Source organism: Pseudomonas sp. FP2300 (genome assembly GCF_030687595.1).
GTDB classification, from domain to species: Bacteria; Pseudomonadota; Gammaproteobacteria; order Pseudomonadales; family Pseudomonadaceae; genus Aquipseudomonas; species Aquipseudomonas bijieensis.
This window is the reverse complement of sequence record NZ_CP117440.1, coordinates 6,642,449-6,667,361: the sequence shown is the minus strand read 5'-3', so window position 1 is coordinate 6,667,361 and position 24,913 is coordinate 6,642,449. Positions and strand designations below refer to the sequence as shown.

At 61.6% G+C, this 24,913-nt stretch carries 24 protein-coding genes and 1 pseudogene; 7 read left to right on the top strand and 18 right to left on the bottom strand.

From position 1 onward, the window contains the following. Nucleotides 1-23: 23 nt before the first annotated feature. Nucleotides 24-407 carry a DUF6124 family protein gene (locus tag PSH86_RS29840; RefSeq protein WP_116833747.1) on the bottom strand — a complete coding sequence of 128 codons (384 nt, stop codon included), beginning with the start codon at nucleotides 405-407 and terminating at the stop codon, nucleotides 24-26. Between the two features lie 526 nt (nucleotides 408-933). On the opposite strand from PSH86_RS29840, the gene PSH86_RS29835 reads away from it, so the two are divergent. Beyond that, nucleotides 934-1,317: a helicase gene (locus PSH86_RS29835; protein ID WP_109752731.1), complete on the top strand. Its 384-nt coding sequence runs from the start codon at nucleotides 934-936 to the stop codon at nucleotides 1,315-1,317. Between the two features lie 172 nt (nucleotides 1,318-1,489). Here the strand turns inward: PSH86_RS29835 and PSH86_RS29830 are convergent, their stop codons facing one another. The 6 genes from PSH86_RS29830 to exbB form a co-directional block, all read right to left on the bottom strand. Beyond that, a complete protein-coding gene (locus PSH86_RS29830) occupies nucleotides 1,490-2,887 on the bottom strand; it encodes an aminoacyl-tRNA deacylase and HDOD domain-containing protein (RefSeq protein ID WP_109752730.1) in 1,398 nt (465 codons plus the stop codon). A 79-nt stretch (nucleotides 2,888-2,966) separates the two neighbouring features. Then, entirely contained in the window at nucleotides 2,967-5,042 is a 2,076-nt protein-coding gene (recG, locus tag PSH86_RS29825) for an ATP-dependent DNA helicase RecG (RefSeq protein WP_305486796.1), read from the bottom strand. A 9-nt stretch (nucleotides 5,043-5,051) separates the two neighbouring features. Then, nucleotides 5,052-5,972, bottom strand: a complete 921-nt coding sequence (locus tag PSH86_RS29820) for a hydrogen peroxide-inducible genes activator (RefSeq protein WP_109752728.1) — start codon at nucleotides 5,970-5,972, stop codon at nucleotides 5,052-5,054. A 182-nt stretch (nucleotides 5,973-6,154) separates the two neighbouring features. Beyond that, complete coding sequence (locus PSH86_RS29815; RefSeq protein WP_109752727.1) at nucleotides 6,155-6,910, bottom strand: energy transducer TonB; 756 nt, start codon at nucleotides 6,908-6,910, stop codon at nucleotides 6,155-6,157. Next, nucleotides 6,907-7,335, bottom strand: coding sequence for a TonB system transport protein ExbD (gene exbD / locus PSH86_RS29810; RefSeq protein WP_163856170.1), 429 nt, complete (start codon nucleotides 7,333-7,335; stop codon nucleotides 6,907-6,909). Before exbD ends, PSH86_RS29815 begins: the two co-directional genes overlap by 4 nt. 6 nt (nucleotides 7,336-7,341) lie before the next feature. Continuing rightward, nucleotides 7,342-8,313, bottom strand: a complete 972-nt coding sequence (gene exbB / locus PSH86_RS29805) for a tonB-system energizer ExbB (RefSeq protein WP_163856171.1) — start codon at nucleotides 8,311-8,313, stop codon at nucleotides 7,342-7,344. A gap of 188 nt (nucleotides 8,314-8,501) precedes the next feature. Here exbB and PSH86_RS29800 point away from each other — a divergent pair, with 188 nt between their 5' ends. Both PSH86_RS29800 and PSH86_RS29795 read left to right on the top strand, forming a co-directional pair. Beyond that, nucleotides 8,502-9,359 (top strand): SDR family oxidoreductase, encoded by an 858-nt coding sequence (locus tag PSH86_RS29800; RefSeq protein WP_305486790.1) that lies wholly within the window; start codon nucleotides 8,502-8,504, stop codon nucleotides 9,357-9,359. 248 nt (nucleotides 9,360-9,607) lie between these two features. Beyond that, the gene (locus tag PSH86_RS29795) at nucleotides 9,608-10,507 is read left to right on the top strand and encodes a DMT family transporter (RefSeq protein ID WP_176688923.1); all 900 of its coding nucleotides are present in this window, start codon (nucleotides 9,608-9,610) and stop codon (nucleotides 10,505-10,507) included. Nucleotides 10,508-10,558: 51 nt separating this feature from the next. On the opposite strand, the gene PSH86_RS29790 is transcribed toward PSH86_RS29795, so the two are convergent. The 6 genes from PSH86_RS29790 to PSH86_RS29765 form a co-directional block, all read right to left on the bottom strand. After that, the gene (locus PSH86_RS29790; RefSeq protein WP_109752722.1) at nucleotides 10,559-11,299 is read right to left on the bottom strand and encodes a hypothetical protein; all 741 of its coding nucleotides are present in this window, start codon (nucleotides 11,297-11,299) and stop codon (nucleotides 10,559-10,561) included. 55 nt (nucleotides 11,300-11,354) lie between these two features. Next, complete coding sequence (locus PSH86_RS29785; protein WP_014340863.1) at nucleotides 11,355-11,735, bottom strand: RidA family protein; 381 nt, start codon at nucleotides 11,733-11,735, stop codon at nucleotides 11,355-11,357. A 37-nt stretch (nucleotides 11,736-11,772) separates the two neighbouring features. Next, nucleotides 11,773-13,878: a bifunctional GTP diphosphokinase/guanosine-3',5'-bis pyrophosphate 3'-pyrophosphohydrolase gene (spoT, locus tag PSH86_RS29780; RefSeq protein ID WP_109752721.1), complete on the bottom strand. Its 2,106-nt coding sequence runs from the start codon at nucleotides 13,876-13,878 to the stop codon at nucleotides 11,773-11,775. A gap of 60 nt (nucleotides 13,879-13,938) precedes the next feature. Continuing rightward, nucleotides 13,939-14,202 (bottom strand): DNA-directed RNA polymerase subunit omega, encoded by a 264-nt coding sequence (rpoZ, locus tag PSH86_RS29775; RefSeq protein ID WP_003177259.1) that lies wholly within the window; start codon nucleotides 14,200-14,202, stop codon nucleotides 13,939-13,941. Nucleotides 14,203-14,369: 167 nt separating this feature from the next. After that, entirely contained in the window at nucleotides 14,370-14,990 is a 621-nt protein-coding gene (gene gmk / locus PSH86_RS29770) for a guanylate kinase (RefSeq protein WP_053126561.1), read from the bottom strand. Between the two features lie 12 nt (nucleotides 14,991-15,002). After that, on the bottom strand, nucleotides 15,003-15,866 hold the full coding sequence (locus tag PSH86_RS29765) for a YicC/YloC family endoribonuclease (RefSeq protein WP_305486785.1): 864 nt from the start codon (nucleotides 15,864-15,866) through the stop codon (nucleotides 15,003-15,005). Between the two features lie 272 nt (nucleotides 15,867-16,138). On the opposite strand from PSH86_RS29765, the gene rph reads away from it, so the two are divergent. The 3 genes from rph to gltS all read left to right on the top strand — a co-directional run bounded on the left by rph (nucleotide 16,139) and on the right by gltS (nucleotide 18,830). Beyond that, a complete protein-coding gene (rph, locus tag PSH86_RS29760) occupies nucleotides 16,139-16,861 on the top strand; it encodes a ribonuclease PH (protein ID WP_003177262.1) in 723 nt (240 codons plus the stop codon). A 30-nt stretch (nucleotides 16,862-16,891) separates the two neighbouring features. Further along, nucleotides 16,892-17,260 carry a DUF4870 domain-containing protein gene (locus PSH86_RS29755; protein WP_305486783.1) on the top strand — a complete coding sequence of 123 codons (369 nt, stop codon included), beginning with the start codon at nucleotides 16,892-16,894 and terminating at the stop codon, nucleotides 17,258-17,260. A gap of 361 nt (nucleotides 17,261-17,621) precedes the next feature. Continuing rightward, nucleotides 17,622-18,830, top strand: coding sequence for a sodium/glutamate symporter (gene gltS / locus PSH86_RS29750; RefSeq protein WP_109752716.1), 1,209 nt, complete (start codon nucleotides 17,622-17,624; stop codon nucleotides 18,828-18,830). A gap of 96 nt (nucleotides 18,831-18,926) precedes the next feature. On the opposite strand, the gene PSH86_RS29745 is transcribed toward gltS, so the two are convergent. After that, entirely contained in the window at nucleotides 18,927-19,706 is a 780-nt protein-coding gene (locus PSH86_RS29745) for an exodeoxyribonuclease III (protein WP_013694557.1), read from the bottom strand. Nucleotides 19,707-19,789: 83 nt separating this feature from the next. On the opposite strand from PSH86_RS29745, the gene pyrE reads away from it, so the two are divergent. Then, nucleotides 19,790-20,434: an orotate phosphoribosyltransferase gene (gene pyrE, locus PSH86_RS29740; RefSeq protein ID WP_109752715.1), complete on the top strand. Its 645-nt coding sequence runs from the start codon at nucleotides 19,790-19,792 to the stop codon at nucleotides 20,432-20,434. Nucleotides 20,435-20,546: 112 nt separating this feature from the next. On the opposite strand, the gene argB is transcribed toward pyrE, so the two are convergent. From argB to coaBC, 4 genes and pseudogenes are all read right to left on the bottom strand, one after another. Beyond that, a complete protein-coding gene (gene argB, locus PSH86_RS29735) occupies nucleotides 20,547-21,452 on the bottom strand; it encodes an acetylglutamate kinase (RefSeq protein ID WP_003206871.1) in 906 nt (301 codons plus the stop codon). A gap of 27 nt (nucleotides 21,453-21,479) precedes the next feature. Beyond that, a pseudogene (locus PSH86_RS29730) lies at nucleotides 21,480-22,883 on the bottom strand (phosphomannomutase/phosphoglucomutase); the annotation flags it as partial. Nucleotides 22,884-23,134: 251 nt separating this feature from the next. Then, nucleotides 23,135-23,590 (bottom strand): dUTP diphosphatase, encoded by a 456-nt coding sequence (gene dut / locus PSH86_RS29725; protein WP_003206867.1) that lies wholly within the window; start codon nucleotides 23,588-23,590, stop codon nucleotides 23,135-23,137. A gap of 5 nt (nucleotides 23,591-23,595) precedes the next feature. Next, entirely contained in the window at nucleotides 23,596-24,804 is a 1,209-nt protein-coding gene (gene coaBC, locus PSH86_RS29720; RefSeq protein ID WP_305486778.1) for a bifunctional phosphopantothenoylcysteine decarboxylase/phosphopantothenate--cysteine ligase CoaBC, read from the bottom strand. Between the last annotated feature and the right edge of the window lie 109 nt (nucleotides 24,805-24,913).

Here is a 24,913-nt window from a genome sequence, read left to right as displayed (position 1 = left end):
TCAGCCTGCCTCAATGCAAAGCTCTACCCGTTGGCGCCAGGCGCCGCCGTTTCCTTTGCTTCCAAATGATCCAACGCCCGCTCAACCAACAACTGCACCCCATCGGCCATGCGGCTGATTGCCAGGGCGACGCAGCGGCGTGAGTCATCCACGTCGTCAGCCAGGTCGGCGGCGATGGTGCTGATTGATTGCAGGTCTTCGGAGGCGTTGGCCAGCAGGGTTTCGGTGTCGATGTGAGGGGAGACGATGAAGAGCTGGTTTTTGTCGGGTTCAGGTGGGGAGGAGGGCTGGGGCTTGAGGTAGTAGTCGAGGGCGCGGGTGGCGGCGTCTTCGAGCTTTTTTTCTTCCTGCGCTTCGACGCGGGATTTGTGGCCGCTTTGCGGGGGATTCGGAGTTGCTTTGAACATAATGAAGCTTCCTGGAAGTGGAGCCGGCACCCTCCGATTGCACGTCGAAAAATAGGTGGCAGCTGTACGTAGGTGTGCAAGACCGGTCCAGGAACCCGGCAGACCCGAAAGTCTCCCACGCGCAGCCGCCATAACAGTCGGCGAGCATAAAAAAATGCTCGGCGAATAGCCATAACGAATGCGTTCCTAGATCGGACTTGCACGTCCGTGTCACCGTTTTTTGCGATGACGAACAGAGGTTAGCCGCACCTCAAAGCGCTGCCTAGTTCATGAACAGCCCGGCGTGTTGAAGGAAATGTCCGAGGGTTTGGCGGGGAAAAAGGGTCAAAAGATCGCAGCCTTCGACAGCTCCTACGGAAATTGATGTAGGAGCTGCCGAAGGCTGCGATCTTTTGATTTTTTCGTGACTTGGCAGTCATCTTTCGCGAAAACAAGCTTATCTTCCGCTAAAGCGATCCGATGATGGCGTTACGCCGAAGAATCGCTAAACTGCCAGCCATTCATCTTTCATCACGAGGCGGTGCCCATGAAATTTCGTTTTCTGTTGTGGATGCTGGGGTTGTTGATGGGCAAGGCCAGCCGGACCAATCCGGCGTTCCAGCAGCAGTTGGGCGATAAGGAACTGGTGTTTCAACTGCAAACCCTGGACGGCAAGGTCGCCCGGCATTTCACCGTGAAAAACCAGCGCATCACCAGCCGGTCCGGCACTTACCCGGAGCCTGCCTTCGCCATCGCCTTCAAGGACGCCGCCTATGGCTTCGCCACGATGCAGGCCAAGAACAAGCAACTGGCGTTCATGACGGGGATTCAGGACAAGTCGATCCAGATCAAGGGCAACCCGGCGTTGGTGATCTGGTTTCAGGGGCTGACCAAGTATTTGAAGCCGAAGAAGGCGAAAGCGAAGGTTTGAGCGGTTGCTGACATCTGTGGCGAGGGGATTTATCCCCGCTGGGCTGCGAAGCAGCCCTGAAACCTGCTATCCCGGTTATGCAGGCTCACCACAGTCAGTCTTTTGGGCCTGCTTCGCAGTCCAGCGGGGATAAATCCCCCTCGCCACAAAGCTCAGTTGCCTGCATCAGCGGTCAGTGGCTGAACTGCGAAGCCAGTTCCCGCAACAACACTTCAGCCTCGAGCACTTTGCTGACCACGTCATTGACCTTGTCCCGAGACAGGCCTACGCGTTCGAGCAGTGCATCGGGGATTTCCTCGTCCGGGCCGGAGCCGATACCGCGCGAGCGCAGCAGGCGCACGGCCAGGCACACCAGGTTCGGGTAGGCGGCGTATTCGCCGTCGTAGTGCGGGTCGTGCTGGAAGCGCAGGGCGGTGGCCAGTTCGTCGGGCATGTCCCAGTAGCGCATCAACCAGGCGCCGATCTGCTCGCGACTGATGCCCAGCAGGTGCTGTTCCACGTAGCTGTGGCACAGGTGCGGGTTGACCTCCAGGTGCCGGCAGATCAGCGAGAAGTGCGGTGGGAAGACGTGGGCCAGCAACAGGTAGCCGAAGTTGTGCAGCAGCCCGGACAGGTAGGTCAGGCCGCCTTCCGGGCGCTGGGCGCGGGGCATGGCGCGGGTCAGGCCTTCGATGACGGCGGCGGTGTAGATCGACTGGTGCCAGTACGGCGTGGTGTGTTGCGGGTGGTCCTTGGGCAGGCTCAGGGTCTTGCCCAGGGCCAGGCCCAGCGCCAGGTTGATCACCAGGTCGAAGCCCAGGACGCGGACGATGGCGTCTTCTACCGAGCGAATCTTGCCGGGCGAGGCGTAGTAGGGCGATGCGGCCCAGCTCACCACTTGCGCGGCCAGGGCCGGGTCGGTTTCCACGACACCGGTGATGTCGTCGATGGTGGCGTCGGGGTCGACCCGCAGCTTGATGATTTTTTGCGCGGTTTCGGCCAGCGGCGGGATCTCGATGGTTTCTTCCAGCCGTTGCTGGATGCGCCGCGCGGTAAACGCTTGCACAGCCTGGGTGATTTCCGCGCGGTCGTCGTGCGGGCGGTCCAGGTTGGGGGTGATGTTGCTCACGGCTTCGCCGAATGTCGCGGCGCTGGCCTTGGTGAGCATGGTCTTGAACGCTTCGCTGGTGACTTCCAGCAGCAATCCTGGCTCGCCGGAGTTGATCAACAGCTTTGGTTCGCGCAGCAGGCTTTCTTCGTACAGGCACGGCGAGCTGGTCAGTGCCGGCAGGCCGGGCAGCAGGCTCAGGCTGTGTTTGCCGAGCATGCGCTCCAGGCGTTCGGTCGGCACCGCCGTGAGCTTGCGGCCGGTGAGTTCGGCCAGGCGATTGAGGTCCAGCAGCTGGCTTTGCGGAAACAGCACCATGAGCGCGCCAACGGCATCGTGCAGCAACACTGCCTGCACTTTGCGGGCGGGGTTGAGGCCGGGGCGTTCGAGCACTTCGTCAAAGCCGATGCCTAATTTCTCGAGCAGCAGCCGAATAACAGACGGAGCGTGCGGGGATTCGGGGACGAGGGCAGCTTCTGTCATGGTCTGTATCCGTTTTCCTACAAGTTGGTCAGTATAACCAGCTTGTCCAGTACGCGCGTCCGGAAAACTGAGCGCGTGCTCACACTTGGCCGTATTGCTGCCCATGACGCAGCCAGCGATCCAGCAGCGGGCTGACGTGGTCGGGCCAGCGTTCCAGTAGCGCCTGGGCGGCGTCGCGTACGGCAGGGAGCAGATCGGCGTCGCGCATCAGGTCGGCTACCTTGAATTGAAGCAGACCGGTCTGGCGTGTGCCGAGCATTTCACCGGGGCCGCGCAATTCGAGGTCTTTTTCGGCGATGACGAAGCCGTCGTTGGTTTCGCGCATGATGCCCAGCCGCTGCCGACCGATCTGCGACAGTGGCGGGTGATACAGCAGCACGCAATGGCTGGCGGCGCTGCCCCGACCGACGCGGCCGCGCAACTGGTGCAACTGCGCCAGGCCCAGGCGCTCGGGGTTCTCGATGATCATCAAGCTGGCGTTGGGCACGTCCACGCCCACCTCGATCACCGTGGTGGCGACCAGCAGTTGCAGGGCGCCGGCCTTGAATTCAGCCATGACGGCGGCTTTCTCGGCGGGTTTCATGCGCCCGTGGATCAGCCCGACCTTCAACTCGCCGAGGGCGGCGGTGAGGTCTTCATAGGTGGTTTCAGCGGCCTGGCAGGTCAGTTCTTCCGACTCTTCGATCAGCGTACACACCCAATAGGCCTGGCGCCCTTCGGCGCAGGCGCTGCGTACGCGCTCGATCACTTCGACCCGCCGGGTATCGGTGACCAATACGGTATTGACCGGCGTGCGGCCCGGCGGTAGTTCGTCGAGGATCGAGGTGTCGAGGTCGGCGTAGGCGCTCATGGCCAGGGTTCGCGGGATCGGCGTGGCGGTCATGATCAACTGATGTGGACACATCCGGCCGCCCACGCCTTTCTGCCGCAGGGCCAGGCGCTGTTGCACGCCAAAACGGTGCTGTTCGTCGATGATCACCAGGGCCAGGTTCTTGAACTGCACTTCGTCCTGGAACAGCGCATGAGTACCGACCACCATGGGTGCGCCTTCAGCGATCTGTGCCAGGGCGGCTGCGCGATTCTTGCCCTTGAGCTTGCCGGCCAGCCAGGCGACTTCGATACCCAGCGGTTCGAGCCAGCGTTGGAAGGTGATGAAATGTTGTTCGGCGAGAATCTCGGTGGGCGCCATCAACGCCACCTGGTAACCCGCCTCCAGAGCCTGGAGCGCGGCGAGGGCGGCGACCACGGTCTTGCCGGCGCCGACATCGCCCTGGATCAGCCGCAGCATGGGCTCGGGCTGGCTCAGGTCGTAGGCGATTTCGTTGCCGACCCGCTGTTGGGCGCCCGTGGGGGTGAAACCAAGGTTGGCCAGGTAGCGAGCCGGCAGATCCTGGGCCTTGGGCATGGCCGGGGCGTGCAGGGAGCGCAGGCTTTCCCGTAGGCGCTGCTGCGACAGCTGGTGGGTCAGTAGTTCTTCGAACGCCAGGCGATGCTGGGCCCAGTGATGGCCGAGGGCGAGCTCGTCCACGTCGGCATCGGCGGGCGGGTGGTGCAGATAGCGGATCGCATCGGCCAACGGCGCCAGTTGATAATCCCGGGCCAGCTCCGTGGGCAGCCAGTCGGGCAGGCTGCTGGGGCCGAGCAGGGTCAGGGTTTGCTGGCAGAGCTGGCGCAGGCGTTGTTGAGTCAGGCCTTCGGTGAGCGGATAGACCGGGGTCAGGGTCTCGTCCACCGGTGGCGGCTCGTCGCCGGTGATGCTGCGGTATTCCGGATGATAGATCTCCAGCCCCGAGGCACCGGGTCGCGCCTCGCCGTAGCAGCGCACGCGGGTGCCGCGCTTGAGACCTTCCTTTTGTGCATTGCTGAAGTGGTAGAAGCGCAGGCTGAGACCGCCGGTGCCGTCCTGCAGGCGCACCACCAGGCTGCGGCGCCGGCCCATGACCACATCGGCGCCGCTGACGGTGCCTTCGATCACCGCGTCCTGCCCTGGCCGCAAATGGCCGATGGGCACCACGCGGGTGCGGTCCTGGTAACGCAGGGGCAGGTGGAACAACACGTCCTGGAGATTTTCCAGGCCGACCTTGGCCAGTTTCTCGGCCATGGCTTCACCGACACCCTTGAGTGCCGTGACCGGCACTTTCGACAGCTCAGTCATGGCCGTGGCTTACTTGCCAGCGGGCGGCTTGGCCACAGAGCACAGGCGAATCGAGTCCGCGAGGATCTCGATGGCCTTGGGCCGTGGGAAACTGGCGCGCCAGGCGATGGCCACGGTGCGGAATGGCGCCGGTGGCGTCAGCGGGCGGACTTCGATCACGCCGGGGGCATAGTGATGACTGTCCACCGCCGACAACGGCAGGATCGAAATGCCCAGGCCCGAGGCGACCATGTGACGGATGGTTTCCAGGGAGCTGGACTCCACCGTGGTGTGCTTGGCGCCTTCGCCGCCCTTGGTCAGGGTCGGGCAGGCTTCGAGCACCTGGTCGCGGAAGCAGTGGCCTTCGCCCAGCAACAGCAGGCTCTTGTCGTTGAGCAGGGCAGCGTCGATGTTCTTTTTCTGAGTCCAGGGGTGCTGGGCCGGCATCAGGACGTAGAACGGCTCGTCGTAGAGCGGCAGGGTCAGGACGTCGGCTTCGTTGAACGGCAGGGCGATGATGATCGCGTCCAGCTCGCCGTTGCGCAGCTTGTCACGCAGCACATGGGTGAAGTTTTCTTCGATGTACAACGGCATCTGCGGGGCAACCCGGTGCAGTTGCGGGATCAGGTGCGGGAACAGGTACGGGCCGACGGTGTAGATCGCGCCGACTTTCAACGGGGCGGTCAGTTGGTTCTTGCCGGCCTGGGCCAGTTCGCGAATACCCTGGGCCTGCTCCAGGACCTTTTGTGCCTGGGCGACGATGCCTTCGCCCACGGGGGTCAGGCGCACGGCGCTTTTACTGCGCTCGAAAATCAGCACACCGAGTTCGTCTTCAAGCTTTTTCACACCCACCGACAGCGTCGGCTGGCTGACATGGCAACGCTCGGCCGCATGGCCGAAATGCTGCTCTTGGGCGAGGGTCACGATGTAGCGTAATTCTGTGAGGGTCATGGCGAGCGTCCGTGAAGTTGCGAGCCAAGCATACCGGCTGCAATCGATAGACGCACGTTATCAGACTGGGGGCGCGGTGTGACACTGTCTAATGCGTATTACCTGTGGGAGCGAGCTTTGCTCCCACAGGTAATACCTTTGCCCTCGATTGCCAGCCCTATTGCAGGGGCTGGTAATCGAGATCAACGCCGGCGCTTGTCGATGGAGTACACGAACGGAGCCGTCAGTTCGATGGTGCCGTTGGTCAGCAGCTCCGCCGGCGGCTTGGGCAGCGGTTGGGCTTTGCGGATCATTTCCAGGGTGGCCCGGTCGAGCAAGTCGGTGCCGGAGCTGCCCACCAGTTCGAATGACAGCACGTTGCCTTCGGCGTCCACCACGAAACGCAGGCGGTTGGTGCCTTCCTTGTTCATCTGCTGGGCCCTGGGCGGGTACTTCTTGTACTTGCCCAGGTGCGCCAACAGCGTGCCTTGCCAATTAGCCTTGGCAGCCGATTGCGCAGGCGACGGGCCAGGCGCCGGTTGCGCGGACTTCTCGGCCAGTGACTGAGTCGGCGGGGTGTCGCTCGGCTTCTGCTCCGACGGCTGTTCCTTCGGCGGCTCGGGCTTTTTCTCCACCGGTTTGGGCTTGGGCGGTTGCGGCTTGGGCTTGGGCTTGACCGGCTTGGGCACGGAAATCTCCGGCTTCGGCGCTTCGGCCAGCTTGGGCAGCGGCAATTCTTCGACCGGCTCGGGAGGTTGTGGCGGTGTGACGACTTTCGGCGGTGCCGGCGGTGGCGGGGCCGGCACTGGCGCCAGCTCGACCATCATCGCCTGGGGAGGCAATTCAATGGGCGGGCGCGAGGTCCAGTTCAGCGCCAGGGCGATGGCGAGCGCATGCACGCCCAGCACCACCACCAGGCTACCGCTGTAGCGCGTCAGCTTTTGGCGCATCGTGATCATTTCTGCCGCGCCGTCTCGAGTCCGACCAGACCGACCTTCAGGTAGCCGGCGCTGCGCAGCGTGTCCATCACGCTCATCAGGTCGCCGTAGTCCACGCCTTTATCGGCCTGGAAGAAGATCGTCGTGTCTTTCTTGCCTTGGGTCCTGGCGTCGAGGGTCGCGCCGAGGGTTTCGGCCTTGACCTCGTCTTCGCCCAGGAACAGGCGCTGGTCGGCCTTGACGCTGAGGAACACCGGTTTTTCCGGCCGTGGCGAGGGCTTGGCCGTCGATGCCGGCAGGTCAACCTTGATGTCCACGGTGGCGAGCGGGGCGGCGACCATGAAGATAATCAACAGCACCAGCATCACGTCGATGAACGGCGTGACGTTGATTTCGTGGTTTTCGGCCAGATCGTCGTCTGCGCCTTCTTTCAAATGCAGGCCCATGGCCGATTACCCCACTTTCACCATGTGCGGTTGCGAGCCGCGCTCGGGCGGCAGGTGGTCGAGGTCGCGGCTGACCAGCAACAGGACTTCGGCCGAGGCGTCGGAAACCTGGGCCTTGTAGCCGGCAATGGAGCGGGCGAAGACGTTGTAGATGACCACGGCCGGGATCGCCGCGACCAGGCCCAATGCCGTTGCCAGCAGGGCTTCGGCGATGCCGGGCGCGACGACGGCGAGGTTGGTGGTCTGGGTCTTGGCGATGCCGATGAAGCTGTTCATGATGCCCCACACGGTGCCGAACAGGCCGACGAACGGCGCGGTGGAGCCGATGGTGGCGAGCACCCCGGTGCCGCTGCTCATGTTTCGACCGCAAGCGGCAACCAGGCGCTCTAGGCGGAAGCTCACGCGCTCCTTGATGCCTTCTTTCTCGCGGCTGTTGGCCGACAGGCGCATCTCTTCGAGCGCGTCATGCACCAACAGGTTGGCGAGAGTGCCTTCCTTCGCGGCGGTGGCGCTGGCTTCCTTGAGGGTGGTGGCTTTTTTCAGGGCGGCGATTTCGCCGCGCAAGCGACGCTTGGCCCCCAGCAGCTCGAAGCCTTTGGCAATCCAGATGGTCCAGGTGATGATCGAGGCGATGGCCAGGCCAATCATCACGATTTTCACGATGATGTCGGCGTTCTTGTACATGCCCCATGGCGACAGGTCATGGGCCATGCCCAGGGAGTTGTCGGCTTCGAGCACTTCAGGTGCATCGGCCTCGACGGCCTGGGCCGGGTCGGTGGCGACAGGCGTCGCAACGGGAGCGGCCGGGTCGGCAGGCGTCTGTACCGCCGCCGGCGCGGTGGCCGGGTTCGTGGCAGGTGTCTGTGCATCGGCGAAGGCGGCGGTGGGAGCCAGCAGCAGGCTGAACAGCAGGGCGGCTACCGTGCTCCAGGCACGAGGTCGATTGGTTGGCGAAGCGGGGGATAGAGAGCGTTTCATGCTGGCCGGACCTGAGAGGAAAAAGAAGGTTGATGTTCTTCCAGGCCTCGTGGGCCGAGAACAAAAGTGGTGGGCATTATTGCAATTAATTCTTGTTAACAAAAGTAATACAGTTACTTTTTTTGTCGCATGGCTAGCCGCTCGTCCCCTGCGAAGGCTAGTCTGAGGCTTTGCCAGAGGAGTTCTTGATGTCCGCGCCTTCTGTTTTGATCGCCGGCTGCGGTGATATCGGCGGCCGCCTGGCCAGCCAGTTAGTGGCCGAACACTGGCAGGTCCATGGTCTGCGGCGTACGGTTTCGAGCCTGCCTACTGGCGTCATCGGGGTGGCGGGGGATTTGTTCAGCGAGCAATGCCCCGACGACTGGCCCACGGGGTCGCTGAATTACCTGGTGTACAGCGCCGCGGCCACCGACCATGACGAAGCGGGCTATCGCGCGGCTTACGTCGAAGGTTTGCAGCATGTGTTGGGTTGGTTGAAGCAGCACGGCCAGCGGCCCAAGCGTCTGCTTTTTGTGTCCAGCAGCAGTGTTTATGGGCAGCAGCAGGGCGAATGGGTGGATGAAACCTCGCCAACCGTCGCTGGCGGTTACTCCGGTCGGCTGATGCTCGAAGCCGAGCAAGTGGCGCTGGACAGCGGCATCCCGGCCAGCCGCGTGCGCCTGACCGGCATCTACGGCCCGGGGCGTGAATGGCTGTTGAGCCAGGTGCGTCAGGGCTATAGCGTGGTGGAAGATCCGCCCCTGTACGCCAACCGCATCCACGCCGACGACGCGGCGGGGCTGCTGGCCTTCCTGCTGGAGGCCGATCGCCAGGGCAAAGCCCTGGAAGACTGCTATATCGGCGTCGACGACGCCCCCGCCGCGCTGGCCGACGTGGTGGGCTGGTTGCGTGAATACCTGGGCGTTACCCAATGGGCCGAAAACGCCAGTGTCCGCCGCGCCGGCAGCAAGCGCTGCAGCAATGCCCGGGCGAAGGCCTTGGGCTGGACGCCGCGTTATCCGAGTTTTCGCGAGGGGTATGCGGCGATTCTCGAAGGGCGCTGCTGACACGGGCCCGCTCGGCGTGTGCTCGATGATGTGGTTCGGCGCCAAGGGCTAGTCCTCTATGGGCTCTTGCCGTCCTGAGTACTTTCCAGGCCTTGACTTGGTTCATCGAGCTCGCCGAGCATTATCCGTTGCTTGCCAAAACCAAGAGTGATCTGCAGGCCACCCGCAACCGTTTCAGTCATCTTTTGCGTCGTCGATGTGGGCCAACATCCTATCGAACGACCTAGCAGCGACAAGGACCGTCATCAATGCAAGCCAGTTTCAGCAAAGGCGTTATCTTTGCACTCTCCGCCGCCGCACTTAACGCCACGATAGGCGTGCTCAGCAAAGTGCTCATGAGCAATGGTTTCACCGCCAGCAGTGTCGCCGTCATAAAGACCGTCCTGGGTTGTCTGCTGCTCTCGGCCTTGCTGCTGTTTATCAAGCGTCCGGCGACGAGGGCCAAATGGACCCAGGCGGCGATCTGCGCGTTTCTCGGTATCTTTGTGCTGTTCCACTTCGAAACGGCTGCCTATCGGCATTACGCTGCGGCGGGTGTAGTCGTGATGCTGATGGCCAGTGCTTCCATTTCCTCGATTGTGCTCGGACGCATAATCCTCAAGGATGCGATCACCGCGAACGCCACTGTGGGTGCCGCCTTGGCGATCGCCGGAATCGCGGTGATCTTTGGTGCCGATCTGCGGCAGGGCTTCACGCTCCAAGGCGTTGCGCTCGCGTCCATGGCGGGCTGCGGCTATGGGGCGTTTTCGGTAGCCATGAAACGGATGGGCGTGTCCGGTGGGCTGCACTTCACTCGTCAGTTGCTGTTCTTCGGCAGTCTGTACTTGCTGATGCCGGCTTCGGCCGACGGCTTCGTGATCGGTGAGCTGTCGCCCTGGGCGATTGCCGCATTGCTGGCGCTGGCCGCGCTGCCAACTATCCTCGGCTTTTTCTGCACCACCAAGGCAATCGAGTACCTCAAGCCATCCCAGGTGCAAGCCTTGGAGCTGACCGAGCCGCTGTTCGCCGCACTGCTGGCATTTGTTGTGCTCAATGAAGTGCCGCGCGAAAGCCTGTACCCGGGTGCACTACTGATCATCATTGGGCTGTGTTTCTCCAATGAGCTGATCCGCCTGGGTAGAAAAAAACCTGTTCCGTCTCGCGCGTGAACCTTTGCCGGGAGGGGGCGCTCGTACAGTTATTTCAAAGCGCCCTATCTCTTACTGCTTTTCCAGCAACCACTGCCGAGTGCCCGGTGTGAACGAAGGCATTTCATCGGCCAGCGCCGCGTTGACGGTCTGGAAGATTTCCAGCTTCTTGCCATCGCGGGCGAAGATCCAGGTGTTGCCCTGGCCGTTCTGTTGCAACCAGATGTTGTCGTTGCCACCGCTCATGGAGGCGCAATCGCCGGCCAGGCACAAGGCGTAGCGATCGGCACCCGGCAGGCCGCTGACCCGGCCGTCGGGTTGGAATTGCACGCTGGCGCCTTGGCCGGGGCCGTTGACGATGTTCCAGGTGCCACCGAGGTAGGCAGCATACAGCGCGCGCTCGAAACTGGCGCCGATTGGTGCGCCTTCCGGCACTTGGATTGTCGCGCGGTCGAACACTTGCTGTGGCTCGTTCTCGGTGGCGGCCTGGCTCAACTGGTTGCCGTCACGCTTGAGTTCGCTGGCGGAGCTGCCGTAGAAATCGACTTTCCACGCGCCGTCTTCTTCGCCCAGCAATTTGCCTTCGACGTTTTCAAAACCGTTGGTGTAGCGCGCCTGACCGGCCCGGGTGTTGACGTCCCATTCCAGGTTCGGGCCATAGCCCTGCAGCGCTTCGCGAAGCGGGCCGCCCTTGGCGGCAGCGTCGATGGCTGCCTGGTTGATCCAGGTGCCGCTGATGTCACGGTCGGCTGGGTCGCTGGCGCAGCCGCCCAGAAGCAGGGCTGCCAGCGAGAGAGCAAGCGCTTTGCGCATGGTGGAATCCTTTCAAGACGAAAACGGCGCAGCGGGAGACGCTGCGCCGGCCTTATTACTCGATGACCAGGATGGCATCCATCTCAACCTGCGCACCCTTTGGCAGGGCTGCCACGCCGATGGCGGCACGGGCAGGGTAAGGTTGGTCGAAGTACTTGCCCATGATCTCGTTGACCTTGGCGAAGTGGCTCAGGTCGGTGAGGAAGATATTGAGCTTGACGATGTCCTTGAACGAACCGCCAGCTGCCTCGGCCACGGCCTTGAGGTTTTCGAATACCTGCACGGTCTGGGCTTCGAAGCCTTCCACCAGCTCCATGGTTTTCGGGTCCAGCGGGATCTGGCCCGACATGTACACGGTGTTACCGGCCTTGATCGCCTGGGAATAGGTGCCAATGGCGGCTGGGGCCTTGTCGCTGGTGATAACGGTCTTGGTCATTGATGACTCCTTGTAAGCAATAGGCCTGTACGCGACGCTATGCGCGCATCCGGGTGATGCGGATGACGCCGGTCAGGGCACGCAGTTTCTTGATCACGCGGGCCAGGTGCACACGGTCGTGCACGCTGACCACCAATTGAACGACGCTGATGCGGCCATCGCGCTCGTCCATGCTGATTTTTTCGATGTTGCCGTCGGCGGCGTTGACGCTGCTGGCCAGCAGGGCGATCAGGCCGCGCTGGTGTTCCAGCTCGACCCGCAGCTCGACGTTGAATTCGCCGGTGACATCCTTGGCCCAGGAGAGCTGGATGCATTTTTCCGGGTTGTGGCGGATTTCGCTGATGTTGCGGCAGTTGTCCAGGTGCACCACCATCCCTTTGCCGGCAGACAGGTGGCCGACAATCGGGTCGCCCGGGATCGGCGTGCAACACTTGGCATAGCTGAGCACCAGGCCTTCGGTGCCGCGAATCGCCAGCGGGCCTTCGGGGCTTGGCAACTGTTCGCCCTCGCCGAGCAGGCGGCGGGCGACGACATAGGCCATGCGATTGCCCAGGCCGATGTCTTCCAGCAGGTCTTCGATCAGTTCGAGGCGGTATTCGTGGAGCATCGCTTGCACGCGCTCGGCCGGGATCTTGTCCAGCGCGCTGTCGAAACCGTTCAGCACCTTGTTCAGCAGGCGCTCGCCAAGGCTGATGGATTCGGAGCGGCGTTGCAGTTTCAAGGCATGGCGGATGTGTGTGCGGGCTTTGCCGGTGACCACGAAATTGAGCCACGCCGGGTTCGGCCGGGCGCCGGGCGCGCTGACGATTTCCACCGTGGAGCCGCTTTGCAGCGGTTCGGACAACGGCGCCAGGCGGCGGTTGATCCGGCACGCGATGCAGCTGTTGCCGACGTCGGTGTGTACCGCATAGGCAAAGTCCACGGCGGTGGAGCCTTTGGGCAGCTCCATGATCCGGCCCTTGGGCGTGAAGACGTAGACCTCGTCCGGGAACAGGTCGATCTTCACGCTCTCGATGAACTCCAGGGAATTGCCGGCCCGCTGCTGCATTTCCAGCACGCCCTTGACCCATTGCCGGGCGCGGGCGTGGGTGCTCTTGGGCTGTTCGTCACCGCTGGATTTGTAGAGCCAGTGGGCGGCGATGCCGTTGTTGGCCATTTCTTCCATTTCACGGGTGCGGATCTGGATTTCGATCGGTACGCCGTGCATGCCGAACAGCGTGGTGTGCAGCGACTGATAGCCGTTGGCCTTGGGAATTGCGATGTAGTCCTTGAAGCGCCCCGGCAACGGTTTGTACAAATTATGCACAGCGCCGAGTACGCGGTAGCAGGTATCGACCTTGTCGACGATGATCCGGAACGCATAGACATCCATGATCTCGTTGAAGGCCCGACGCTTGCCGCGCATTTTCTTGTAGATGCCGTAGAGGTGTTTCTGCCGCCCGCTGACTTCGCCTTCGATGCCGTCGATCGCCAGGCAGTGGCTCAGGGACTCTTCGATCTTGTTGACGATTTCCTTGCGGTTGCCCCGGGCGCGCTTGACGGCCTGGTTGATCCGCGCCGAACGCATCGGGTGCATGGCCTTGAAACCGAGGTCTTCGAACTCGATGCGGATCGCATGCATGCCCAGGCGATTGGCGATGGGCGCATAGATTTCCAGGGTTTCCTTGGCAATGCGCCGGCGTTTTTCGCCGGAGAGGACTTCCAGGGTGCGCATGTTGTGCAGGCGGTCGGCGAGCTTGACCAGGATCACGCGGATGTCGCGCGCCATGGCCATGGCCATTTTCTGGAAGTTCTCGGCCTGGGCCTCGGCCTTGGTCTCGAAGTTCATCTGGGTCAGTTTGCTGACCCCGTCGACCAGTTCGGCCACGGTTTCGCCGAACTGCGCTTGCAGCGCTTCCTTGGCAATGCCGGTGTCTTCGATCACGTCATGCAGCATCGCCGCCATCAGGCTCTGATGGTCCATGTGCATGTCGGCAAGAATGTTCGCCACCGCAAGCGGATGCGTGACGTACGCCTCGCCGCTGCGGCGGCGCTGGCCGTCGTGGGCTTGTTCGGCGTAGAAGTAGGCTCGGCGGACCAGATTGACCTGGTCCGTGCCGAGGTAGGCCGATAAGCGATCGGCGAGGGCGTCTATGCTCGGCATGATGATGACTCCTGCCGTTTGCTGTGACCCCGCGCCGTGCTACGTCGACCAGGCATAGGCTTAGACCGCCTCGTTGGACTCGTCCTCGAACGCTGCGAACAGCGGTTCGTCTTCGACGATTTCAGCGTTGGCGATGAACTCGTAGCTCATCAGGCCTTCGGCGATTTCACGCAGCGCTACCACGGTAGGCTTGTCGTTTTCCCACTGGACCAACGGCTCTTTGCCACCGGTGGCCAGTTGACGGGCACGCTTGGTAGAGAGCATGACCAGCTCAAAGCGGTTTTCCACGTGTTCTAGGCAGTCTTCAACGGTTACGCGGGCCATGGTATTCCTCGGAGCGAATGCAATATGCGCGCTGCCCGGTTGGGCGAGCGGACTCGACAGTTTAAAAAAACACCAGCGTTTAGGGAAGCGCTGATTTTTTAACCAAACCCCTCGGCGCGCTGCGAGTACCAATGTAAAGCCGTCGCAGCGGTTTTGGGAAGGGCTGTTCAGCCCAGCAGTTCGGCCAATAGTTTGCCGAAACGTTGCTGTTGGCGTTTCTGCTGCAACTGGCTGGCGCGGAAAATCGCCTTCAGGTCGTCCAGTGCATGGGCGAAATCGTCGTTGATGATCAGGTAATCATAGTCGACGTAATGGCTCATTTCGCTGACCGCTTCGCGCATCCGGCCTTCGATGATTTCGTCACTGTCCTGGCCACGGTTGGTCAGGCGCTGGCGCAAGGCCTGCTGGCTCGGCGGGAGGATGAAGATCGAACGGGCCTGGGGCATCAGCTTGCGCACCTGCTCGGCGCCTTGCCAATCGATCTCCAGGATCAGGTCGTGGCCTTCGTCGAGGGTCTGCTGCAGATAGCTTTGCGAAGTGCCATAGAGGTTGCCGAAGACTTCGGCGCGCTCCAGGAAGTCGCCGTGCTCGGCCATCTTCACGAATTCTTCGCGATCGACGAAGTGATAATTCACGCCGTTGACTTCGCCCGGGCGCATGGCGCGGGTGGTGTGCGAGACCGAGACGCGGATCTGCGGCTCGGCATCGATCAGTGCCTTGACCAGGCTGGTCTTGCCGGCGCCCGAGGGCGCGGAAATGATGTAGAGAGTGCCGGTGCTGTGGGTCATGTCGGGTTAGCCTTACTCAATGTTCTGCACTTGTTCGCGCATTTGCTCGATCAACACCTTGAGGTTGACCGCCGCCTGGGTGCTGCGCGGGTCGAAGGCTTTGGAGCCCAGTGTATTGGCTTCGCGGTTGAGTTCCTGCATCAGGAAGTCCAGGCGGCGACCGGCCGCACCACCGGACTTGAGCACCCGGCGAACTTCGATGATGTGGGTGCTCAGGCGATCCAGTTCTTCGGCCACGTCGCTCTTTTGCGCGAGCATGACCATTTCCTGCTCCAGGCGCTGCGGATCCAGCTCGGCCTTCATGTCGGCGAAGCGATCGAGGACTTTCTGGCGCTGGGTAGCGAGCATCTGCGGGACTAGCTCGCGCAGGGTGCTGACGTCTTCCTCAATGGAGGTCAGGCGCTCGTTGATCAGCCGGGCCAGCTCCGCGCCTTCACGCTCGCGGCCGGCCTTGAGTTCCCTGAGCCCTTCATTGAACAACGCCATCGCCTCGGCGTTCAGCGCTTGCGGGTCGCTCGCATCACCCACCAGCACGCCGGGCCAGGCGAGGACTTCCAACGGATTCAGGGCCGCAGGGTTCTTGATCAGGCTGGCAACGGTTTCGGCTGCTGCGACCAGTTGCGCGGCGCGCTCGCGGTCCACTTGCAGGGCTTTGCCAGTGCTTTCTTCGGTGAAACGCAGGGTGCATTCCAGCTTGCCCCGGGACAGGCCCTGGCGCAGTGCCTCGCGCACGCCGCCTTCGAGGTCGCGAAAGGATTCGGGCAGGCGCAGGTGCGGCTCCAGGTAACGGCTGTTGACCGAGCGCAGTTCCCAGCTCAGCGTGCCTTGGACCCCGGCCTTTTCGACGCGGGCGAAGGCGGTCATGCTGTGCACCATGGAGGTTCCTCGCAATGCAGGCCGGCACGACGGTGGTCGTGGGCCTGGGATCTGTAAATAAAAGCCCAAGGGCAGCAAAGGCGCAGGATTGTAGCGCAGTGAGCCCCTGGCCCCAAACCGGGCATGTGACAAAGCGCTGCAACCCGTCGGGCGGGCCTTTGAGGAGCTTCGCTCGTGTCGGCTTTTAGAGCTGCGCTACGTTTAACTGCCCTATGACGGTTCACGGCTCTATAATGCTCGGCAGTTTTCCGTCCTCTGTACAGGTGTTCCCTATGAAACGTCCAAGTGGTCGCGCTGCCGATCAGCTTCGCTCGATCCGCATTACCCGCAACTACACCAAACACGCCGAGGGATCTGTACTGGTCGAATTCGGTGATACCAAGGTCATCTGCACCGTCAGCGTCGAAAACGGCGTGCCACGGTTCCTCAAGGGCCAGGGCCAGGGCTGGTTGACCGCCGAATACGGCATGCTGCCGCGCGCCACAGGCGAGCGGAACCAGCGCGAGGCCAGCCGTGGCAAGCAGGGCGGTCGTACCCTGGAAATCCAGCGCCTGATCGGCCGTTCGCTGCGCGCCGCGCTGGACATGTCCAAGTTGGGCGATGTGACGCTGTATGTCGATTGCGACGTGATCCAGGCTGACGGCGGTACGCGTACCGCGTCCATCACCGGGGCCATGGTCGCCCTGGTCGATGCCTTGAAAGTGATCAAGAAGCGCGGCGGCCTCAAGGGCGGCGACCCGCTCAAGCAAATGATCGCCGCCGTTTCCGTGGGTATGTACCAGGGTGAACCGGTGCTGGACCTGGATTACCTGGAAGATTCCGCCGCCGAGACCGACCTGAACGTGGTCATGACCAGTGCCGGCGGCTTCATCGAGGTTCAGGGCACCGCCGAGGGTGCACCGTTCCAGCCGGAAGAATTGAACGCTATGCTGGAGTTGGCGAAGAAAGGCATGAACGAGATCTTCGAACTGCAAAAAGCCGCGTTGGCTGACTGATCGATCCACGCTTCAGACAAGGAGAGTGTCATGAGTGATGAGCAAGTCCTGCTGCCCCAGCCGAGCAAAGAGGCACGTCAATGGGCAATGTTTTGTCACCTGTCCGCCTTGTTGGGGATCTGGATTCCGTTCGGTACGCTGATCGGGCCGCTGGTGCTCTGGCAGCTCAAGCGCGAGTCCGACCCGTTCATCGACGCCCAGGGCAAGGAAGCGTTGAACTTCCAGATCACCGTTGCCATTGCTTCGGCGATCTGCCTGTTGCTGATGGTCGTGGTGATCGGCTTCTTCCTGTTCGGCCTGGTGGCCATCGGTGCGTTGGTGTTGACCATCATCGGTGGCGTGAAGGCCAATGAGGGGCATCCGTATCGGTATCCGTTTACCTGGCGCTTGGTCAAATAACGATCAACGCTGCGATTCAAGAACAATGCCCCGACTTATCGGGGCATTGTTTTTTATAAAAAATGTTTCTCTCCATATACGGCATCCAATTGCCTGGCGCGTTATCGTGCGCGTATATGTATTGCTCTTAAACTTTTAGTCACAACTCACGAAGTTCCAATGCGGTCCATGTGCTTGGCAATAGCGCTCGTCGATTGATAGAGTTGCTCCACGTTATATTCCCTCAGAAATATTTCGATATATTCAGACCATTGAAGGTCCTTGAATTCAAAGCCAATCAATGCTGAGGCAATCAACCTGTTCAAGCGGCGTGCCCAGGTAAAAAGTTCGCCCCTGAATATATACCCGAAGATAAACATTCATGTTTCAACTCGATTTCTATGGAACACTTGTCGCCGCCTCTTTAGTGCTGTTACTGGGGCGTGGGCTTGTTACGCGTGTTGGTTTTCTACGCGCCTACAATATCCCTGAGCCTGTGGCGGGTGGCCTGGTAGTTGCCTTGGCCCTGTTGGCTTTGCGGGGGCTTGAAGTTGAAGTTCGATTCGATACTTCACTGCAAACACCGTTGATGCTGGCGTTTTTTGCCACCATTGGCCTGAGTGCGGACTTCGCCAGCCTGAAGAAAGGCGGGCGGGTCGTGGGCATTTTCCTGTTAGCGGTTGTCGGGCTGCTGCTGGTCCAGAACGCCATGGGTATCGGGCTCGCAAAAGCGCTGGGGCTCGATCCGCTGATGGGGTTGCTGACAGGCTCGATCACCTTGTCGGGCGGTCACGGGACCGGCGCAGCGTGGGGGACGGTGTTCAGTGAGAAGTTCGGCCTGGCCTCCGCCTCCGAGTTGGCGATGGCTTCTGCAACGTTCGGCTTGGTGTTGGGTGGCTTGATCGGTGGTCCGGTCGCTCGCCTGCTCATCAAGCGTGTCCAGTCACCCGGCTGCCTTGAGCCAGAAAAGCCCCGGGTGCCCAAGGGCTTCGAGCAGCCGAACAAAGAGCGCTCGATCACGCCGTTTTCGTTCATCGAGACGCTCGCCCTGATCGCGGTCAGTCTGTTGGCCGGTACGCTCTTGAATGATCAGCTCCACGAAACGGCTTTCGAATTGCCGACGTTCGTTTGCGTCTTGTTCGTGGGAGTGGTCCTACGTAATGGGCTTTCGGCACTGGGCCTGTATCAAGTATTCGAGCGAGAAGTGTCCGTGCTCGGCAATGTCAGCCTGTCGCTGTTCCTGGCGATCGCCTTGATGTCACTCAAGTTGTGGGACCTGGCCTCACTGGCCTTGCCGATCTTTATTATCCTGGCGGCCCAGACATTGGTCATGGCGCTATTCGCGATTTTCGTGACGTTCAGGCTCATGGGCAGTCATTACGATGCCGCGGTATTGGCGGCAGGGCATTGTGGTTTCGGGTTGGGTGCCACGCCGACGGCCATCGCCAACATGCAGGCAGTGACGCAGCGCTACGGACCTTCGCAGATAGCATTCCTGGTGGTGCCCATGGTGGGGGCGTTCTTCATCGATATCATTAACGTCATCGTCATCAAGTTGTACCTTGCCCTGCCGTTTTTTGCCGCGGCTTGATGTTCGACGCGCTAGCGTGCTCCATGAAAAATGCCCGTCTCTTGCGAAACGGGCATTTTCTTTAGGCAGTCGACCTGCGGGATGTCGCGGATAGACTTAGATGGTCAGGGTCCAGTCGTAATCCACGATCAGCGGCGCATGCTGCGAGAACCGTGGCTGGCGCGGCAGGCGGGCGCTGCGTACGAAACGGCGCAGCCCAGGCGTCAGCAACTGGTAGTCGAAACGCCAACCGAGGTTGAGCATCTCGGCCTGCTCGTTGTCCGGCCACCAGCTGTACTGATCACCTTCACGGCTGACTTCACGCAGGGCATCGACATAGCCCATGTTGCCAATGATCTCGTCCATCCAGGCCCGTTCCGGCGCCAGGAAGCCAGGAGATTGTTGGCTGTCGCGCCAGTTCTTGATATCCAGCTTCTGTTGCGCCACGTACAGCGAGCCACAATAAATGTACTCGCGACGTTTGCGCCGCTGTTTATCCAGGTAACGGGCGAAATCGTCCATCAACTTGAATTTCTGATTCAAATCTTCATCGCCGTTCTGCCCCGAAGGGAGCAGTAAGGTCGCGATGCTGACCTTGTCGAAATCGGCTTGCAGGTAGCGCCCGTAGCGGTCCGCCGTCTCGAAACCAAGACCGTTGATGACAGCCTTCGGTTGCAGCCGCGAGTACAAAGCCACGCCACCCTGGGCGGGGACTTCGGCATCGCAGGCATAAAGGAAGTAACCATCCAGTTGGAAGGCTGCATCGTCAAGTTCAAAGGCGGAGGCGCGGGTGTCCTGCAGGCAGATGACGTCGGCATTCTGTGCTTGCAGCCAACTGAGCAAACCACGCTCGACTGCAGCCTGAATACCATTGACGTTCACACTGATGATCCGCATAAATGGCCCCAAAAATCACGTGCGTGTATGATACACGGCGTGTACCTATTTAGCTAAATCCGCGGTATTTGAGGCTTTTTTTCATGCAGGCGTATCAGCGCGATTTCATTCGTTTTGCCATCGATCGCGGCGTTTTGCGCTTCGGTGAGTTCACCCTCAAGTCTGGGCGCACCAGCCCGTACTTCTTCAATGCCGGCCTGTTCAACACCGGTACAGCCCTGGCGCAGTTGGGCCGTTTCTATGCGGCGGCCATCGTCGAGAGCGGCATCCCGTTCGACGTGCTGTTCGGCCCGGCCTACAAAGGCATCCCGCTGGCCGCCACTACTGCCGTCGCCCTGGCCGAACACCACGGCCGTGACTTGCCTTGGTGCTTCAACCGCAAGGAAGCCAAGGCCCATGGCGAAGGCGGCAGCCTGGTGGGCGCGCCACTGACTGGCGAAGTATTGATCATCGACGACGTGATCACCGCCGGCACCGCGATCCGCGAAGTGATGCAGATCATCGGTTCCCAGGAAGGCGCCAAGGCCGCCGGCGTGCTGATCGCCCTGAACCGTCAGGAGCGCGGCAACGGTGAACTGTCGGCGATCCAGGAAGTGGAGCGCGACTTCGGCATCCCGGTGATCAGCATCGTGTCGCTGAACCAGGTGCTGGAGTTTTTGGCCGACGATCCGCAGCTCAAGCAGCATTTGCCGGCGGTCGAGGCTTATCGGGCGCAGTTCGGCGTCTAATAGACCTGCGCAATCTCCCTGTGGGAGCGAGCAAGCTCGCTCCCACAGGGAGGAAGGCAAAAAAAGACCCCGCTCAACCAGGTTGAACGGGGTCTTTTTTTACAGGAATCGCTTAAGGACGCTTGCGATTACTGATCAATGTACCCACGCCGGTATCAGTGAAGATTTCCAGCAGGATCGCATTCGGCACCCGGCCGTCGATGATCAGCGAGCTGCCGACGCCGCCCTGTACCGCTTCCAGCGCGCAACGGATCTTGGGCAGCATGCCGCCGTAGATGGTGCCGTCGGCGATCAGGTCGTCGACCTGCTGGGTCGACAGCCCGGTCAGGACCTTGCCCGACTTGTCCATCAGGCCGGCGATGTTGGTCAGCAGCATCAGCTTTTCAGCTTTCAGCGCTTCGGCAACCTTGCCGGCCACCAGGTCAGCGTTGATGTTGTACGACTCACCGTTGGCGCCCACGCCGATTGGCGCGATGACCGGGATGAAATCGCCCTTGACCAGCAGGTTCAGCAGGTCGGTGTTGATGCCGACCACTTCGCCCACGTGACCGATGTCGATGATTTCCGGCTGGGTCATTTCCGGGGTCTGGCGGGTGACGGTGAGTTTTTTCGCCCGGATCAGCTCGGCGTCCTTCCCTGTCAGGCCAATGGCGCTGCCGCCGTGGCGGTTGATCAGGTTGACGATGTCCTTGTTGACCTGGCCGCCCAGGACCATTTCCACCACATCCATGGTCTGCGCGTCGGTGACGCGCATGCCATCGATGAAGTGGCTCTCGATCGACAGGCGCTTGAGCAGGTCACCGATCTGCGGGCCGCCGCCGTGTACGACCACCGGGTTGATGCCCACGGCCTTCATCAGCACGATGTCGCGGGCGAAGCCGGTTTTCAGCTCCTCGCTTTCCATCGCGTTGCCGCCGTATTTGATCACCAGGGTCTTGCCGACGTAGCGTCGGATATAAGGCAACGCTTCGGACAGGACCTTGGCGGTGTTGGCGGCGGCTTCGCGTTCGAGGGTCATTCAGGGCTCCGGTAGTGCTTCAAAAAATCAAAACGGTAGTTGGAGATCAGGTGCAACACGTTTGAGTTGGCTGTGGAACACATCCTTGATGCGCTGCAGCTCGGTTTCGTTGTCGGCCTCGAAACGCAGCACCAGCACCGGTGTGGTGTTGGATGCGCGAACCAGGCCCCAGCCGTGGGGATAGTCGACCCGCACACCGTCGATGGTGGTCAGTTCGGCGCCTTCGCCCCATTGAGCGTCGTGCAGTGCATCAATGATGCTGAATTTGCTCTCTTCGGTCACATGGATATTGATTTCTGGCGTAGAAATATCGTTCGGGAAGGTCGCGAACAGCTCTTCGGCCGTGGATTTCTCCTTGCTGAGGATTTCCAGCAGGCGCGCGGCGCTGTAGATACCGTCGTCGAAACCGAACCAGCGCTCCTTGAAGAAGATGTGGCCGCTCATTTCGCCGGCCAGCAGGGCGCCGCTTTGTTTCATTTTCTTCTTGATCAACGAATGACCGGTTTTCCACATCAATGGACGACCGCCATATTCCTTGATCAACGGCACCAGGCGACGGGTGCACTTAACGTCGAAGATGATTTCGGCGTTCGGATTGCGCGCCACCACGTCGCGAGCGAACAGCATCAGCAGGCGGTCGGGGAACACCACGCTGCCGGTATTGGTCACCACGCCCACGCGGTCGCCGTCACCGTCGAAGGCCAGGCCCAGGTCGGCGTTGGTTTCCTTGACCTTGGCGATCAGGTCTTCGAGGTTTTCCAGCTTGCCCGGGTCCGGGTGGTGGTTAGGGAAGTTGCCGTCCACGTCGCAGAACAGTGGGATGACTTCGCAGTTCAGGGCTTCGATCAGTTGCGGGGCGATCACGCCGGCCGCGCCGTTGCCGCAGTCGACCACCACTTTCAGGCGGCGGGCGAGTTTCACGTCCTTGACGATTTCGTCGTTGTAGCGCTCGAGGATATCGACTTTGGTGATGCTGCCCTGGCCGCTGCTCAGGTCGTTGGTCTTGAGGCGGGTGTGCAGGGCCTGGATCTGCTCGTTGGCGAGGGTGTCGCCGGCGATGACGATCTTGAAACCGTTGTAGTTCGACGGGTTGTGGCTGCCGGTGAGCATCACGCCGGATTTACCGGCCAGCACGTTGGCGGCGTAGTACAGCGCCGGGGTCGGCACCAGGCCCACGTCGCTGACGTGGCAGCCGCTGTCGGCAACGCCTTTGATCAGTTGTTCGACCAGCTCGGGGCCCGACAGACGGCCGTCACGGCCGACACACACGTTCGGTTCGCCCTGGGCCAGGCTCTGGGAGCCAATGGCGCGGCCGATCCAGTAGGCGGTTTCGGCGGTGAGGGTTTCCGGTACCACGCCACGGATGTCGTAGGCGCGGAAAATGCTTTCAGGGAAGATCGGGGCGATTGCGGCTGGGGTGTTCATGGGCGGGGCGCTCTATCAGGAAGGTGACTGGACAGGCCGACGATGGGCGTCGGCAGGCTCAAGCTGAAGGGTATGACGGCGTTTTTGACAGAGAGTTCGTGGTGGGAAAATGCCATGAGACAGCGTTACCCCGGCCTCGCTCGCCTAATACATTGATTCCGGGTGGGAAACCTAGCAGAAAGCCATTGCGCATTTTTTGTCCTGAAATAGAAGCTTAATAAACGGGCCGGGCAGGACGCCCGGCCTGAAACCGCCGGTCAATGGCTGCCGGAATGCCCGAAACCACCGGCACCGCGCTGGCTTTCGTCGAATTCTTCGACCAATTCGAAGTGGGCCTGGACCACCGGAACCAGCACCAACTGCGCGATGCGTTCGCCCACGGCGATGTTGAACGCCGTCTGGCCGCGGTTCCAGCACGAGACCATCAGTTCGCCCTGGTAATCGGAGTCGATCAGGCCTACCAGGTTGCCCAGTACGATGCCGTGCTTATGGCCCAGGCCCGAGCGTGGCAGGATCAGCGCGGCCAGGCCCGGGTCGCCGATGTACACCGACAGGCCGGTAGGGATCAGTAGGGTCTGGCCCGGCTCCAGGATTGTGTCCTGCTTGAGCATGGCCCGTAGGTCGAGGCCGGCGGAGCCCGGTGTGGCGTATTGCGGCAGCGGGAATTCGTTGCCGATGCGTGGGTCGAGAATCTTGGCTTGTAGAGCGTGCATGAAAATTAAACCTGGTTCAGCCGTTCGGCGATAAAAGTGATCAGTTGGCGAGCGATCTTGCTCTTGCTGGTCTGGGCGAAAAGTGTGGCATGCAACTGACGATCGATCACGCTGCAGGCGTTTTCTTCGCTGTTGAAGCCGATGCTCGGGTTGGCGACGTCGTTGGCGACGATCAAGTCCAGATTCTTGTCCTTGAGCTTGCGCGCGGCGTAATCGAGCAGGTGTTCGGTCTCGGCGGCGAAGCCGACACTGAACGGGCGGTCGGGGCGGGTGGCGATGCTGGCCAGGATGTCCGGGTTGCGCACCATTTGTAGTAGCAGGCCGTCGCCGCTTGTAGGGTCTTTCTTCAATTTTTGCGGGGCGACTACTTCCGGGCGGTAGTCCGCTACCGCCGCCGAGGCGATGAACAGGTCGCACGGGATGGCTGCTTCGCAGGCGGCGAGCATGTCCCGGGCGCTGACCACGTCGATGCGGGTGACCCGGTCCGGGGTCGGCAAATGCACGGGGCCGGTGATCAGCGTTACCCGGGCGCCGGCTTCCACGGCGGCTTCGGCCAGGGCGAAGCCCATTTTTCCGGAGCTGTGGTTGGTGATGTAGCGCACCGGGTCGATGTTTTCCTGGGTCGGCCCGGCGGTGATCAGCACGTGCTTGCCGGTCAGGGCCTGGCGCTGGAAGCAGTCGGCGGCGCACTGGGCCAGGTCGGTGGCTTCAAGCATGCGGCCCATGCCGACATCGCCGCAGGCCTGGCTGCCAGAGGCCGGGCCGAAGACTTTCAGGGCGCGGCTTTGGAGCAATTGCAGGTTGGCCTGGGTGGCCGGGTCGCGCCACATGGCCTGGTTCATGGCCGGCGCCACGGCGACTACCGCGTCGGTGGCGAGCACCAGGGTGGTCAACAGGTCATCGGCGATGCCCTGGGCCAGGCGGGCGATCAGGTCGGCGGTAGCCGGGGCGATCAGCACCAGGTCGGCCCACTTGGCCAGTTCGATATGGCCCATGGCGGCCTCTGCCGCCGGGTCGAGCAAATCCAGGTGGACCGGGTGCCCGGACAGGGCCTGCATAGTCAGCGGGGTGATGAATTCAGCGCCGCCGCGGGTCATGACGACCCGTACTTCCGCGCCCTGGTCGATAAGCCTGCGAACCAGCTCGGCGCTCTTGTAGGCGGCAATGCCGCCGCCGACGCCCAGAACGATGCGTTTCCGATACAGCCGCTGCATAGGCCTGCCTTTCGATTTCAGTGGTCAGTGCGAGGTGACCCCCTTGGCCGCTGCCAGGGGCAAATCGCCTGCAAAAAAGATGGGCTACGATATCACAGCGACCGCTATG

Coding starts and splice junctions, on each gene's coding strand:
- PSH86_RS29830 (WP_109752730.1), bottom strand. CDS start 2,887: ATGACAGAAGCTGCCCTCGTCCCCGAATCCCCGCACGCTCCGTCTGTT.
- exbD (WP_163856170.1), bottom strand. CDS start 7,335: ATGGGCCTGCATTTGAAAGAAGGCGCAGACGACGATCTGGCCGAAAAC.
- argB (WP_003206871.1), bottom strand. CDS start 21,452: ATGACCCTCGAACGCGAAGCCGCCGCCAACACCGCCAAGGTCCTGTCC.
- gltS (WP_109752716.1), top strand. CDS start 17,622: ATGTTTCAACTCGATTTCTATGGAACACTTGTCGCCGCCTCTTTAGTG.
- PSH86_RS29800 (WP_305486790.1), top strand. CDS start 8,502: ATGTCCGCGCCTTCTGTTTTGATCGCCGGCTGCGGTGATATCGGCGGC.
- rph (WP_003177262.1), top strand. CDS start 16,139: ATGAAACGTCCAAGTGGTCGCGCTGCCGATCAGCTTCGCTCGATCCGC.
- pyrE (WP_109752715.1), top strand. CDS start 19,790: ATGCAGGCGTATCAGCGCGATTTCATTCGTTTTGCCATCGATCGCGGC.
- coaBC (WP_305486778.1), bottom strand. CDS start 24,804: ATGCAGCGGCTGTATCGGAAACGCATCGTTCTGGGCGTCGGCGGCGGC.
- PSH86_RS29835 (WP_109752731.1), top strand. CDS start 934: ATGAAATTTCGTTTTCTGTTGTGGATGCTGGGGTTGTTGATGGGCAAG.
- PSH86_RS29785 (WP_014340863.1), bottom strand. CDS start 11,735: ATGACCAAGACCGTTATCACCAGCGACAAGGCCCCAGCCGCCATTGGC.
- PSH86_RS29815 (WP_109752727.1), bottom strand. CDS start 6,910: ATGATCACGATGCGCCAAAAGCTGACGCGCTACAGCGGTAGCCTGGTG.
- rpoZ (WP_003177259.1), bottom strand. CDS start 14,202: ATGGCCCGCGTAACCGTTGAAGACTGCCTAGAACACGTGGAAAACCGC.
- PSH86_RS29765 (WP_305486785.1), bottom strand. CDS start 15,866: ATGGTGCACAGCATGACCGCCTTCGCCCGCGTCGAAAAGGCCGGGGTC.
- PSH86_RS29755 (WP_305486783.1), top strand. CDS start 16,892: ATGAGTGATGAGCAAGTCCTGCTGCCCCAGCCGAGCAAAGAGGCACGT.
- PSH86_RS29745 (WP_013694557.1), bottom strand. CDS start 19,706: ATGCGGATCATCAGTGTGAACGTCAATGGTATTCAGGCTGCAGTCGAG.
- dut (WP_003206867.1), bottom strand. CDS start 23,590: ATGCACGCTCTACAAGCCAAGATTCTCGACCCACGCATCGGCAACGAA.
- exbB (WP_163856171.1), bottom strand. CDS start 8,313: ATGAAACGCTCTCTATCCCCCGCTTCGCCAACCAATCGACCTCGTGCC.
- PSH86_RS29820 (WP_109752728.1), bottom strand. CDS start 5,972: ATGACCCTCACAGAATTACGCTACATCGTGACCCTCGCCCAAGAGCAG.
- PSH86_RS29790 (WP_109752722.1), bottom strand. CDS start 11,299: ATGCGCAAAGCGCTTGCTCTCTCGCTGGCAGCCCTGCTTCTGGGCGGC.
- recG (WP_305486796.1), bottom strand. CDS start 5,042: ATGACTGAGCTGTCGAAAGTGCCGGTCACGGCACTCAAGGGTGTCGGT.
- PSH86_RS29840 (WP_116833747.1), bottom strand. CDS start 407: ATGTTCAAAGCAACTCCGAATCCCCCGCAAAGCGGCCACAAATCCCGC.
- PSH86_RS29795 (WP_176688923.1), top strand. CDS start 9,608: ATGCAAGCCAGTTTCAGCAAAGGCGTTATCTTTGCACTCTCCGCCGCC.
- gmk (WP_053126561.1), bottom strand. CDS start 14,990: ATGACCCACAGCACCGGCACTCTCTACATCATTTCCGCGCCCTCGGGC.
- spoT (WP_109752721.1), bottom strand. CDS start 13,878: ATGCCGAGCATAGACGCCCTCGCCGATCGCTTATCGGCCTACCTCGGC.